We start from the raw sequence: 13,198 nt of genomic DNA on the forward strand, positions 1-13,198 counted from the left end.
CGGCCTGCCAGGCGATCGATCACCATCACACTCGCCGGCCGGCCGGGCGATCGATCCCCATCACACTCGCCGGTCTGCCGGGCGGGTGACCGGTCGTAGATGGCGTATCAGGCAGGCGGTGGCCGTCAGGGACGCCAGCCCGGCCAGCGCCATGGCGACGGGCACCGGCACACCCTCCGCCAGCGCGCCGGTGAGCGAGGCGGCCAGCGCCTGGGCGCTCAGCATCCCGCTGCCCGCCAGCCCGAGCCCCTGCCCGCGCATCCGCTCGGGCAGCGCCGCGAGGTAGCGTTCCTGCGTGCCCAGGTGCCCGGCGAACCCGAACGACGCCACCGCCACCAGCGCCGCCGCCATCCACACCTCAGGCCGCAGCAGGAACAGCAGGTACGGCGCGGCCAGCAGCACGTAGAGGGGCACGCCGAGCCGCAGCCGGGACTCGGGCGTGGTCCACCGGCCCACCACCGCGTCACCGACCAGCATCCCGCCCGCCGCCGCGACGAACAGCACGCCGGCCGAGTCCCCCGCGTACGGCACGTACAGCGCCTCAGCGCCGACGATGAGCCCGTTCGGCGCCCACTGGACGAGCAGCAGCCCGCGCAGATCCCGGTCGCCGAGGAGCAGCCGCGCCCCGGCGAGCGACCGCCGCTCGGTCGCCCGGGGCGCCCTGGCCCGCAGCCCCAGCCGGTAGAGCACCGCCACGACGGCGGCCGTCCCCGCGCCCGCCCACATCGCGGCCGTGGGCCCGACCAGTGACAGCAGCAGCGCCCCGCCGCCGAACCCGGCGATCTGCATGGCCCCGACCGCGATGTTCAGCACCGACCTGCCGAGCACGTACCCGTTGCCCGGCAGCAGGTCGGCCACCAGCGCGTTGCGCGCGGCGGCGGCCACGGAATCGGCCAGCCCGGCGGCCATGAGCAGCGCCGGCATCCCCCAGACCGGCAGCACACCGAGCGCGAGCACCGCGAGCGCGCAGGCGTGCACCGCCTCCCAACCGGCCAGCAGCAGCCTGGGCGGCAGGCGGTCGGCCAGCCCACCCAGCACGAGCGCGCCCAGCGCCTGCGGCAGGAACCCGGCGAGGTAGGCGACGGCGGCCAGGAACGGCGAGCCGGTGTGCGCGTAGACGAGCGTGGACAGCGCCAGCATCGTCACCGTGCTGCCCGCCACCCCCGCCGTCGCTCCGGCGAACAGCGTCCTGAACTCTCCGACCGCGAACACATCCCGATATGTCTGCATGAGAGGAGACCTTCGCGAGCCGGCGGCGCGCGGGCTACTGTTTCGCCGGAGGACGAAACAGCGATGGCTTATCTGGACTGCACCCCCGAAGACCTGACCAGGGTCAGGTTCGGCCTGTCCCCGATGGGGCAGGTCGTCGGCGCCATCGGAGTGCTGGGCGGGCACCCCGTGCCGCCGGGCATGCCGATCTGGAAGGCCCGCGTCCGTGACCGCTACGAGCGGCTGCTGGCCGCCGACCCCGCGCTGCGCGCTCTGGTCCGGCTGCACCGGGTCACCGACTACCTGCCCGACTTCTACTGCGTGCCGCCCGATGGCGTCGGCGTCACGTTCGAGGACGAGCTTCTCGCCGTCCGCCGCATCCCGCACGAGCGGGCGCTGGCGGACCTGCGGCTCAGCCATCGGGGGAGGCCGCTCGACACCGCGCTGGACGTGCCCGACGTGGCGCGGCGGGTGGCGGGGACGCTGGAGGCCGTCTGGCACGAGCTGGTCGCCCCCGAGTGGCCGCGCCTGCGGGCCCTGCTGGAGCGCGACATCGTGCAGCGGTCGGGCCGGCTCGCGGTCTACGGCTGGGCCGACGTGTTCGCCGGGCTCGGCATCGAGCCGGTCTCGCGGAGCGGGCGCATCCTGCTCGGCAGGCCGGGCGGCACGCCGCACCGGCCCGGCGGGGTGGGCCTGGTGCTCATGCCCAACGCGTTCGGCGCCGCCAGCGTCTACCTCGATCCGCCCCACGCCTACGGCCTGGCCTATCCGGCGCACGGGGTGGCCGCGCTGTGGGAGCGCTCACCCGCCGCCGACGGCCTGGTCGCGCTGCTGGGCCGGGGCCGGGCGACCGTGCTCGGCGCGCTCGACAGCCCGGCCAGCACCAGTCAGCTCGTCGCCCAGCTGTCGATGACGCTCGGCGGGGTGGGCGACCATCTGGCCGTGCTACGCAGGGCCGGCCTGGTCTCGCGCACCCGCAGCGGCCGATCGGTCCTCTACAGCCGCACCGCGCTGGGAGACGCGCTCATTGCTTGACGTTGTAGACGATCTCGACGCGGCGGTTCTTCGCCCGGTTCTTGGCGATCGGCCGGCCGTCGACGATGTTGGGCGCCTTGGGGCGGCTCTCGCCGTACCCCTGGGCCTGGAGGGTCACGTCCGCGCCGGTGAGCAGGCCGCGCATGACCTGCTGCACCGCCTGGGCGCGGCGCTGGGAGAGGCCGCGGTTGTAGGCGTCGGAGCCCTGGTCGTCGGTGTGGCCCTGGATCTTGACCAGGCCGCCCGCGCTCTCGGTGTTGACCTTGTCCGCGACCTCGCCCAGCCGCTGCCTGGCCTTGGCCGTCAGCTGCCATTTGTCCAGCGCGAACAGCACGTCGCTGGTGAGGGCGACGGTGACCTGGGTGCCCTCCTGGGTCTCGGTCTCGGTGCCGTCGAGTGACTCGATCTCGCCGATGATGTCCTCGACCGGCAGCACCAGGTCCTCGACCACCGCGTTGGCGGACTCCGGCGGGGCGGTGGGCGGCGAGGTCAGCAGCAGGGCGAGGGTGAGGCTAAGAGATCGGAACATCGGTCAGCACGCCGATCATCGGCATCTCGATGTTGAGCTTCGTCACGTCCGCCGGCGGGGCGGCGAAGAGGGCGTAGAGAGTGACCGTCTGCCCCTTCTTGAGGAATTCGCCCTGGGTGTCGGAGCACACGCACTCCGCGTCGGATCCGGTGCCGTTGCGCGCGACCCGATAGCGCTTGGCGTTGACGGGGTCGATCAGAGAGACGCCCGACACCGAGTAGTCCAGGACCGCGCTGCCCATGCCGTTGTGCATGTTGACCTCGCCGTCGACGACGGTGAGGGTCCAGTTGAGCGTGACGGTCTTGCCCTGCCGCTTGAGAACGGTGATGTCGGCACGGGCGGTGCCACCGGCACCCGCGGCACCCGAGGCGACCTTGGTCTCCCGGGTGGCGATCACCTGGTCGGACTGCGGCGCGGCGCTCTGCTGCGGCTCGTCCGACGTGGTCGGCCGCTGTGTGGGCTGCGCCTCGGTGGGCTGTGCCTGAACCGCGGTCTGCTGCTTCTCCTCGCCACCGCCGCCGCCGAGCTGTCCGGGAAGCATCCCGCAGCCGGTGAGCGCGACGGCGGCCACAGCCAGCGTGAGCGTCTTGCGCATGATTACGGTCACCTTTCGGGGGTTCGAACGTGTGACTGGACGCTAGCGGGGCGACCTTCAGAATCCGCATAGTCCGCTATATCCGGCGCTGGTGCGCCTCCTGAGCGAGGCGCTCGGCCTCGATCCGGCCCTGCTTGTCACCAAGGACGTCAAACTCTCCCATAGCACGCGTAAGCATCTCAACCGCCTCATCAATCTCATGAAGGTCGATGAGTACCGTCGACAGGACGAGCAGGGCGTTGCCCGCGCCCCGGCGATCACCGTACGCCGTGAAGGTCTCCAGCGCCTGACGGGCCGGGTCGACCGCGTCCTGCGGCGAGCCCTGCGCCCGCGCGATCCTGGCCAGGACGAGCAGGCCCACCGCCTCCGGCAGGCGGTCGCCGAGCCGCTGGTTGACGGCGATCCGCCGCCGCGCGCAGTCGCCGGCCTCGGCCGGCCGGCCCGCGTCCAGGTGCAGCCTGGCCAGGTCGAGCAGCGACTCGGCCTGGCCGCGCGGATCGCCCAGCTCGCGGTAGGCGGCCAGGCTCTCCTCCAGCAGCCGCTGATCCTGGCGCAGCGCGCCGAGCGCCCGCAGGGTGTCGGCCCTGCCCCGCTGGTCCGCCGCCTGTTCGAAGACCCGCAACGCCCGGCGCAGCACCCGCTCGGCCTCGGCCGGACGCTGCTCGACCAGGCCGAGCCGGAGCGTGATCCGGGCCTGTTCCAGCCCTTCGACCAGGGGTTGGGCGGCCCTCAGCGCGGCGGCCGCCGCGTCGTTGCGGCCCTCGGCCCGGTGCAGGTCGGCCAGGCCGCGCAGCAACAGCGCCTCACCCTGCCGGTGGCCCGCCGCCCTGGCCGCGTCGAGCCCCGTCGCCGTGGTGGCGTGCCAGTCATCGTGGTGCCCGCCGAGCTCGAACAGCGGAGTCAGGTAGAAGGCCAGCCGCCACGCCTCCTCGTGCAGCCCCGCCCGGAAGAAGTCGCCGACCGTCGCCACCAGGAACCGGCGCTCCGCGCTCAGCCAGCGCGCCTCATGCCGCAGCCGGCCCGTCTCCAGCAGGTGCTCGGCCGTACGGACCAGGGTCCGGCCCGAGCCCGGCTCGGCGGGCAGCAGGGTGACCCTGGCCCGCCTGGTCCTGTCGAGGATCTCGGCCGCCCGGCCGGCCAGCACACCGGCCGGGCCGCCCTCCTCCTCCGCCAGCCGTTCGGCCGCGTACAGCCTGGTCAGGTCGTGCCGGCCGTACCTCTCCTGCCCCGCCTCGTCCAGCCCGCGTGACTGCAGCAGCCCCGCCTCGACCAGCGGCTCCAGATCCTCGCCCAGCACCCACGAGGCGAAGTCGGGCGCCGTCAGCGCGCCCAGGGCACGCAGCAGCCGCCGCTCCGGCTCGGCCAGCCCGCGATAGCCCAGCGCCAGGCTGCCGCGCACGGCCAGGTCGCCCGCGCTGAGCTCGTCCAGCCTGCGCCGCTCGTCCGCCAGCCGCCCCACCAGGTGCGCCAGCGTCCAGCCCTGCTTCCTGGCCAGCCGCGACCCGGCGATGCGGAGCGCCAGCGGCAGCGCACCGCACAGCCGCACGAGGGTCCGCGCGGCCTCCGGCTCCGCCTCCACCCGGTCCCGCCCCGCCACGTTCGCGAGCAACCGCAGCGCCTCGCCCGCCTCCAGCACCCCCAGCTCGTACGCCCGAGCGGCCTCCAGCCCGGCCAGCGGTGACCGGCTCGTCACGATCGTCACACTGCCGGGCCCGGTCGGGAGCAGCGGCCGTACCTGCGTCTCGTCGGCGGCGTCGTCGAGCACCACGAGCAGCCGCCGGCCGGACGTCAGCCTGCGGTAGAGCCGCACCCGCCCGTCCAGCGTCGGCGGCACCGACCCGTCCGGGCAACCGAGCGAGCGCAGCAGATCCTCCAGCACGGCCCCCGGCGCCCGCGCACCGAGCACCGCGTACAGCCTCCCACCAGGCAGATCAAGCAACGTCGCAGCCCGTACGGCCACCGCCGACTTCCCACACCCAGGCGCCCCATGCACCACCAGACGCACCGGCGCCCCCACCACCCCACCCCCGAGGCCCCCCGACGCCGCACGGTCCCCGGAGCCCTCCAACGCCGCACGGTCCCCGGGGCCCTCCGCGGCACCGGCGCCGGGCAGCCCCGTCGATATGCCGTCCTGGGCGGGGGTCGTCGACGACCCGTGGGGGCGGGCGGAGGCGATGATCCAGGCGAGGACGTCGTCCCTTCCCGTGAAGTCCGAAATATCGGGCGGCGTCTCGTTAAGCGGGATTTTCCGCTCTTCGGGCGAAACGGCGCCTGCATACGCCTCGCCGCCGTCCAGCACCCGCTGGTGCGCCTCCCGCAGCTCGGGCCCCGGCTCCAGGCCCAGCTCCTCCACCAGCGTCCGCCGCGCCTCCTGGTAGACGGCCAACGCCTCCGACCTGCGCCCCGCCTGCCCCAGCGCGGCCATGAGCTGCCCCCAGGCGCGCTCCCTGAGCGGATAACCGCCGACCAGCGCCCGAAGCTCGCCGACCACCTCACCGCCCCGGCCCAGCCGCAGGTCCAGCTCCACGCGCTCTTCGAGCGCGGTCAACCGCAACTCCTCCAGAGGTACGCCATGCGCCCGGCGGAGCTCGGCACTGTCGATGCCCTCCAGGGCCTGCCCCCGCCACAGCGACAGCGCGGCCCGGAACCCGTCGGCGGCCTCGGCGACCGCCCCCGCCTGCCCGGCCTTCCTGGCCCGCGCCACGAGCCGCTCGAACCGGTGGCAGTCGACCTCGTCGGGATCGACCTCCAGCAGGTAGCCGCCCGGCACGGTGGCGATGCCGTCCACCACCTTGCGCAGCGCGCTGACGTACACCCTGAGCACCGACTCCGCCGAGACCGGCGCCCGCGCTCCCCACAGCATCGTGATCAGCCGCTCGACCGGCACGGCCTGCCCCGCCGAGACCAGCAGCGCCGCCAGCAGCGCCCGGTGCTTGGCCGGACCGGGCTCAGGACCGCCGTCGATCCGCAGCGGACCCAGCACCCGAAACCGCACCACCGTCATGCTCAGCTCTTCGCGGGCCTGAGCGCGAACGACTCGAACCGCACCCGCACAGCCCCGCCCGCGTCCGGAGCCGCGTGCACTCCGGCCTCGCTCGGCCCGTAGGCGTCCGTGGTGTCGGTGACCTCCGCGACGAGCCCCTCGTTCAGCCACATCCGCAGGATCACCCCGTCTCCGCTCCCGGCGCACTCAGCCACGACCCGATCGGCCTTGGTGGCCCTGGCGGCCGCGGGACCGTACAGGATCTCGCCCGGCTGCCCCGTGCGGCGCTTGACGATGGAGGCCTTGCCCGAGCCGCTCACGGAGAACTCGTAGCGGTCACCGGAGCCGGCCGCCCCGTGGCACCACACACCGTACTCCCCGCTCCCCTCCTGCAGCGTGGCCCGCGCGCTGACCACCACGCCGCCGGGCTCCCGCCGGGGCGCGGACTTCCACAGCCGCCAGCCGTCCTTGACGGTCAGCACGTACCCCGAGGCGTCCTGCGCCGCGCTGCCGCCGTCGGACGAGCCGACCGCCCACGAGTCGGCGAAGTCCGTCTCGTACGGCCAGGTCTGCTCGGCCAACCCCGGCACCACCACGACCGCCACCCCCACCGCAACGGCGACCAGCACCGCGACGCCCCCCAGCACCCACCCCTTACGCCGCCGCGCAGAGCCGGCGGGCGGCCCGGCGAGAGTGACCGTCCGTCCCGCAGCAGAGGCGTCAGACGACCCCGCGAACCCGGAGGACTCCCCCGCAGGGACCGCAGGCGACCCGGCGAAGCCCGAGGACAGCCCCGCAGAGGCGGAGGACGATCCCGCGAAGCCCGAGGACGCCCCCGTAGGGGCGAAGGACGATCCCGCAGGGGGCGAAGGCGGGCCTGCGGTGGTCGAAGGCGGGTCGGACCAGGTGCGTTCGACGACCTGGGTGGCTGAGGCGGCGCTGTGCTGGGTGCCGCCGAGCAGGTCGCCCAGGAGTCGCGTCACCGTGGGCCGGGCGCGCGGATCCTTGGCCAGCGCCCGCTCCACCACGCCCCGGACGCCGTCGTCGAGACCGTCGAGCCGGGGTTCCTCGTTGACGATCCGGTAGAGGACCTCGCCCGGCGCTCCGGCGCCGAACGGGTGCCGGCCCGTCCCGGCGAACGCGATCACCCCACCCCACGCGAACACGTCGGTCGCGGGCGTGAGCGGCTCGCCGCGCGCCTGCTCCGGCGCCATGAACGAGGGCGTGCCGAGGATGGCCTGGCTGACCAGGCTCTCGGTGTCGATGAGCTGGGCGATACCGAAGTCGATCACCCGGGGCCCGAGCGGGGAGAGCAGCACGTTGGAAGGCTTGAGGTCGCGGTGGATCACCCCGGCGCCGTGGATGGCGCTGAGCGCGGTCGCGATCCCCACCGCGAGCGCCTCCAGGTTGCTGCCGGACAGCGGCCCCTGATCACGTACGGCCTGCGCCAGGTCGGGACCCTTGACGTACTCGGTGACGAGGTAGGCGACGTCCCCGTCGATCCCGGCGTCCAGCACCGGGGCGGTGCAGAACCTGGCCACCCGGCGGGCGGCGGTCACCTCCCGGTCGAACCTGCGGCGGAAGGCGGGGTCGCGGGCCAGCGACGGGTGGATCACCTTGACCGCGGCCAGCCCTCCGGTGGGCGTGGTGGCCAGATGCACCTCGCCCATGCCGCCCCGGCCGAGCACGCGCCGCAGCACATAGCCGCCTAGGACCCGTTCGCCGCTCACCGCAGACAGAGTAGCCAGGTCCCGATTCTCCCGCTTCGCCCAGTGCCAAGCGAGTGGGTCAAGCGGGTGGGCCAGGCGCGTGGGGTCAGGCGGGCGCCTGGGCCAGCCGGAATCGGGACGGCGCGATCCCGTACCGGTCGACGAAGGCCTGGCGCAGGGTCTCGGCCGTGCCGAACCCGCAGCGGGCCGCGACCGCCGCCATCGGCAGCGAGGTAGAGGCCAGCAGGTGGGCGGCGGCCTCGGTGCGGGCCTGCCGGACGTACCGGCCGGGCGTCTGGCCGAGGTGCTTGAGGAACAGCCGGGTCAGGTGCCGCTCGCTCACCCCCGCTCCGGCGGCCAGGGCAGGCGTGCTGAGATCGGCGTCCAGATGGCCGGTGATGTGCTCGACGGTCCGTTTGATCAGGCTGTTGGAGGCGGGCGGCGCGCTGACGAACATGCTCATCTGCGCCTGGTTGCCGGGACGCTGAAGGTAGGTCACCAGGCCGCGCGCGACCGTGCGCGACAGCTCGACGCCGTTGTCCTCCTCGACGAAGGCCAGCGTGAGGTCCAGAGCGGCGGTGACCCCCGCCGAGGTGGCGACCTCCCCGTCGCGGATGAAGATCGGATCGGCGTCGACGCGGACCTCGGGGTGCAGGGTGGCCAGGCGCCGCGCCCACTGCCAGTGGGTGGTGGCGCGGCGGCCGTCGAGCAGCCCGGCGGCGGCCAGCACGTAGGCGCCGGTGCACACCGACGCGACCCGGCGGCTCTGCCTGGCCAGCCGGCGGACGTGGGCGACGATCGACGGGTCGGCGGCGGCGTTCTCGCAGCCGATGCCGCCGGACACGATGAGCGTGTCGATCGCCCCGGTGACCCGTTCGAGGGTGACCTGCCCCTGCAGGGTCAGCGCGGAGTCGGTGACGATGGGACGGCCGCCCGGGGTGGCCAGGCGCACCTCGTAGCAGGGGGCGGCGCCGTGCCAGTTGGCGCTCTCCAGCGCCGAGGTGACGCAGGCGATGTCGAGTAACTGCGCGGCGTCGTAGCCCACCACGATGACGCGGCGTGTCTCCATGACACCGACTCTAGGTCCGAAAGACGCAGAGCCCAAGATTCCGGACCTCCACTCTCACCTTCCTGGCCTCGGATCCGCCGCTGCCGCACAGTCGTGGACATGGATCCGATCACCTCGAACACCGCTGCCCGCCGCTGGACGAGATTCGCCCGGCACTACGTGGAGATGGTCATCGCGATGTTCGCCGGGATGTTCGTCCTGGGCTTCGCGCAGTCCGCCGCCGGGCTCGCCTTCACCTACCAGAGCGACCCGGAGCTCGCCTACCTGCTGATGGCGTTCAACATGTCCGTCGGGATGGCGGTCTGGATGCGCTTCCGCGGCCACGGCTGGCCCGCCACGCTGGAGATGTGCGGGGCGATGTTCGCGCCGATCGTGCCGCTCTTCCCGCTGCTGTGGCTCGGTCTCATCGACGGGATGGCGCTGATGGTCGTCGCGCACGTGGCGATGTTCCCGGCCATGCTGGCCGTCATGCTCAGGCGCCTGGACGAGTACGCGGGCTGCGCTCCCTAACGCCTGGCCTTGCGGTAGCCGTCCAGGACGTCCTGCCGCAGCAGGTGCCCGAACCCGGCCCGCACCAGCCGGAGCCCCAGCGAGGCGGCGTCGGTGCCGAGCGCGGCCGCCGTCGCCGGCAGGCTCCAGTCGTGCTCTGGTCTGCGCCTGCGAGAGCGTCTGCGATTCTCTGTGGTTTCCTGAGGGAATCAGGAAACTCGGGTGGGCGTAGCCTGGTGTCTGCCGCTCCCGTACTCGGCAAGAGCGAGTACGGGGGTGGCTTTCACGTGGTGGAAGCCGGTCCGTTGGTGAGAATCGCGTACAAGTCCTGTGCGGACGGCCGTTGGGCCGTTCGCCTGGGGTACTTGGCCCGCCGGACGCTGTCCCACCGCAAGGGTGGGGGCGGGCACCAGACGCCGGTCGGGCACCTGGCTGAAAGTCCTCGTGCTGGGTTTTTGCCCGTGGGTCGTTGAGGGGTGGGGCCGGTCTTGGTCCGGTCCTGTCGGCTTTGTGGGCGTGGGTGCAGGTCGGTGCGGGTACGACGGGCGCGTCTGGCGGCTCGGGTCGGCTTTTTGGGGCGGCGGGCGCGGGTGAGGTTGCCTTCCACGACGGTGCGGATGGTGCGGGTGCCGCTGACGCGGTCGGTAACGGTGTGGTGTTGGGCGAGCATGCCGCGGGAGACGATGCGTTCGGCGGCTGCTTGGTCGCGGTCGCAGGATAGGCCGCACCTGGGGCAGTGCGCCCATTTCCAGCCGCGTTGGTCGAGCCGGTCGGGGGCGGGTGCGTGGTGCAGAGGTGCGGTGCCGGTGCCACAGCGGGGGCAGTATTTACTGGTTCCTCGTGCGGGCACTGTCACCACCGCGAGCCCGGTTTTGGCGGCGAGGTGGCGGATGGCGTCGGCCACGCGTCCCCGGATCTGGCCGGACAGGGTGGCGTTGCCTCGCCTGCGGCCGCGTGCTTCGAGGGTGGCGAGGTCTTCCAGGTAGATGACCGTCGCGCCCAACGCGACCGCTTGGTCGACGGCCCAGCGGGCGGCGCTCCACGACAGCGCGTTGTTCAGGCGCCGGATCCGCGCACACACCCGCTCATGCAACGCGGCCACCTCGCGGTAGCGGGCCGCATCACGGGCGGGGTGGCGGGCGGCGTCGCTTGGGGTGAGTCCGGCTTGGAGGGTGGCGTAGTGGTCGCGTTTGGCGGCCAGCGCCTCACGATGCCCGCGCAGCCGGTGCAGCTTGGCGCTGACCGGGGTGGCGTCATAGATCAGCGGCCGGCCATCACCCTCCACCCGGCCGTCGTGCAGCCGCCCGACTGTGCCCACGAGCAGGGTATTAATCCCCCAGTCGAACCCGATCGCGACGGTGTGACCGGTGGCGGGGGCGTACGGCACGGGTACCGTGAACGGCAGGTCCACCCGCACCCGGCCGTCGACCACCCGCAGAGTCGGACTGCGCAGCTCCGCGTCGGCCGGTACCTGCGCGGGCAGCGGGACCGGCAGCACATGCCACGCCCAATCCCGCCGACCGGCCGGCCGCGCACACAGGGGAAGCTGGACACGCAACCGCACGCCAGTACCTCCGACGCGTTCCAGGGTGATCAACTGCCGGTCAGCGGCCGCCAGCAGCACCTGAGCGGCCACCACCGGTGGCTCCTCCACCTCCACCACATCCACCTGACCGGCCCGACCGGCTTGACCGTTCTGGCCGGTCAGGTCGGCGGGTGAGAGGCCGTGCTCGTCGAGGTAGGCGCGTACCTGCCGGGTCCGGTTACGGATCAGTGCGGTCGACACCCCACCGGCTACACCCGCCGCGTCCAGCGCCGCACGCAGCGCGGTCCAGTCGGCGTCGGTGCGGCGGCCGGGATCGGCGGGCCATGTCGCGATGATCGCAGCCAGGACCGCCCGGCGATGCAACGCCAACCGCAGGGCGCGGGCGGCCTCCTCCTCCGCGCACCGGCGCACCCGATCAGAGACATACACCCCGACAGGAACATCCGCGCCCCACCCCAGGCGGCGCACCGCCATCCACCCCTTCGCGGGCAGCGCCCGGCCATCCAGCCCGACCCCAGCATCCAGCCGATCCAGATCCGCCCGAGTCCAGCGCCCCGCCACCACCCCCGCCGCCATCTGCCGGACCACAGCCGCCAGCCAGCCCACCCGCTCGGCCAGCACCCGCTCCCCGACCACCTCACCCGAGGCTTCTAGCACCGCGCGAAAGGCTCGGCACGTCGCGGTGGACACCACCTCACCCATCAGCATCCACCTGACCCGCGTCCGCCCTATGACCTCAGCCCGTCGGGGCCTGCGATAGCTTAGCGTGACGTGTCCGACACGAGCAGGTCATAGCCGAAACGCAGCTACACATAGCGGACACAAAGCACAGCCTTACCTGAAGGTCTTCAGGTACGCCGTCCGCCCGTCGGCGTCGTTGATCGTCTCGCCGACGCACCGGAGTTCCGCGGCCGAACCTGATCTCGGACCACTACCGGCTGTCGCCACCCCACGCGACACCATTTTCCCCGAGTTCCCCCGAAACCAGCCACCAGAGCACGCTGTCACCGCATTCGGCAGCGGCGGCGCCGGAGGCCCCGCCGCTGGTTGCCGCTGGTTGCGGGGTCAGGCCGCGGGGCGCTTGGTGTCGTACTCGCGCAGGAACCGCTGGAGGCCAGCCAGGTCGTCGGTGTTGAGGTGGTCGACGTCCGCCGCGACCAGTTCGCGCCAGATCGCGTCCCTGGCAATACCGGCCGTGTCGGGCGTCTCCCAGAAGCGGACCCGCTGGCCGTCGCGGTGCGCGGTCGCCACGATCTCCCGCAGCTTCGCCCGCTCAGCCTCCGGCATCTCACCCTGTCCGAGCCAGCCGAAGTGGTTGGTCCAGTTGTCGCTGATCAGCGGGATCAGGGAAGCCCCGCCCTGCCCCAGATCCGACATGCGGCCGTCGTAGAAGGCGTAACGCCGGTCCTGGGACGCCATGAGGTCACGCGGCCGGTCGCCGCTGATGACCACCGTCACAGCGCCGGCCTTCACCTTGCCCTTGTGGTAGCCCGTCAGCATCTTGCGATACGTGCGCAGCACCCGGTCGATCTCGGTGTAGGTGGCGACGCCGTTGTTCTTGATGTCGACCAGGAACTGGAGTTGCTGACGGCTGCGGGGATAGACGTGCCCGTGCCCTGCGCGGACCCGCAGAGCCAGCGGGTCGAGGTAGAGCGACTGAAGCGTCCGACCGGCCACCAGGTCCTCCGGGTCGTGCCCGACCCGCAACTCGCCGTCCACCAGGTACACGTCGGCCTCGACACTGGTGAACCCGTGGTCGAGCGCGTCCAGCAGCGGGCGGCCGTGCTCGTAGTCGTTGTGGGCGTGGGCCTGGGGCAGCGGCTGGACCCCGGTGGCCGTCGCGGGGGCCGCCACCAGCAGCATCGCCCCCGCGGCAACCAGCGCACCCAGAGCTCGACGAATCATTACATCTCCTCACAAAGGCTGAAACAAGAGATGTAAGGCACGCTAGATGGGCAAGATGTGACGAGAGTGACTTTCCACCGAATAGTGGGCACCCAGTGGGTTCCCTGGGGCCCGGGGGTTCCCGGGGGG

Annotated in this window: 10 protein-coding genes; 2 read left to right on the top strand and 8 right to left on the bottom strand. The window is 72.8% G+C overall.

What is annotated here, in order from left to right:
- Positions 1-60: 60 nt before the first annotated feature.
- Entirely contained in the window at positions 61-1,230 is a 1,170-nt protein-coding gene (locus tag IEY87_RS12675) for an MFS transporter (RefSeq protein WP_189138750.1), read from the bottom strand.
- Positions 1,231-1,293: 63 nt separating this feature from the next.
- On the opposite strand from IEY87_RS12675, the gene IEY87_RS12680 reads away from it, so the two are divergent.
- Positions 1,294-2,244 (top strand): ArsR/SmtB family transcription factor, encoded by a 951-nt coding sequence (locus IEY87_RS12680; RefSeq protein ID WP_189138751.1) that lies wholly within the window; start codon positions 1,294-1,296, stop codon positions 2,242-2,244.
- Here the strand turns inward: IEY87_RS12680 and IEY87_RS12685 are convergent.
- The 5 genes from IEY87_RS12685 to IEY87_RS12705 form a co-directional block, all read right to left on the bottom strand.
- Positions 2,234-2,773: an OmpA family protein gene (locus IEY87_RS12685; RefSeq protein ID WP_189138752.1), complete on the bottom strand. Its 540-nt coding sequence runs from the start codon at positions 2,771-2,773 to the stop codon at positions 2,234-2,236. The genes IEY87_RS12680 and IEY87_RS12685 overlap by 11 nt on opposite strands.
- A complete protein-coding gene (locus IEY87_RS12690; protein WP_189138753.1) occupies positions 2,757-3,368 on the bottom strand; it encodes a hypothetical protein in 612 nt (203 codons plus the stop codon). The genes IEY87_RS12685 and IEY87_RS12690 overlap by 17 nt, the downstream gene beginning before the upstream one ends.
- 76 nt (positions 3,369-3,444) lie before the next feature.
- Positions 3,445-6,372 (bottom strand): AfsR/SARP family transcriptional regulator, encoded by a 2,928-nt coding sequence (locus IEY87_RS46635; RefSeq protein WP_189138754.1) that lies wholly within the window; start codon positions 6,370-6,372, stop codon positions 3,445-3,447.
- Between the two features lie 2 nt (positions 6,373-6,374).
- Positions 6,375-8,081 (bottom strand): serine/threonine-protein kinase, encoded by a 1,707-nt coding sequence (locus IEY87_RS45660; RefSeq protein WP_225276961.1) that lies wholly within the window; start codon positions 8,079-8,081, stop codon positions 6,375-6,377.
- 85 nt (positions 8,082-8,166) lie between these two features.
- The gene (locus tag IEY87_RS12705; RefSeq protein ID WP_189138755.1) at positions 8,167-9,129 is read right to left on the bottom strand and encodes a GlxA family transcriptional regulator; all 963 of its coding nucleotides are present in this window, start codon (positions 9,127-9,129) and stop codon (positions 8,167-8,169) included.
- 99 nt (positions 9,130-9,228) lie between these two features.
- Here IEY87_RS12705 and IEY87_RS12710 point away from each other — a divergent pair, with 99 nt between their 5' ends.
- Positions 9,229-9,639 carry a hypothetical protein gene (locus tag IEY87_RS12710; protein ID WP_189138756.1) on the top strand — a complete coding sequence of 137 codons (411 nt, stop codon included), beginning with the start codon at positions 9,229-9,231 and terminating at the stop codon, positions 9,637-9,639.
- A gap of 262 nt (positions 9,640-9,901) precedes the next feature.
- Here the strand turns inward: IEY87_RS12710 and IEY87_RS12715 are convergent, their stop codons facing one another.
- Both IEY87_RS12715 and IEY87_RS12720 read right to left on the bottom strand, forming a co-directional pair.
- Entirely contained in the window at positions 9,902-11,866 is a 1,965-nt protein-coding gene (locus IEY87_RS12715; protein ID WP_225276962.1) for a zinc ribbon domain-containing protein, read from the bottom strand.
- 363 nt (positions 11,867-12,229) lie between these two features.
- Positions 12,230-13,069 carry a phosphatidylinositol-specific phospholipase C/glycerophosphodiester phosphodiesterase family protein gene (locus tag IEY87_RS12720; RefSeq protein WP_189138757.1) on the bottom strand — a complete coding sequence of 280 codons (840 nt, stop codon included), beginning with the start codon at positions 13,067-13,069 and terminating at the stop codon, positions 12,230-12,232.
- Positions 13,070-13,198: the final 129 nt, after the last annotated feature.

This window comes from Nonomuraea glycinis (assembly GCF_014646515.1).
Taxonomy (GTDB): Bacteria; Actinomycetota; Actinomycetes; order Streptosporangiales; family Streptosporangiaceae; genus Nonomuraea; species Nonomuraea glycinis.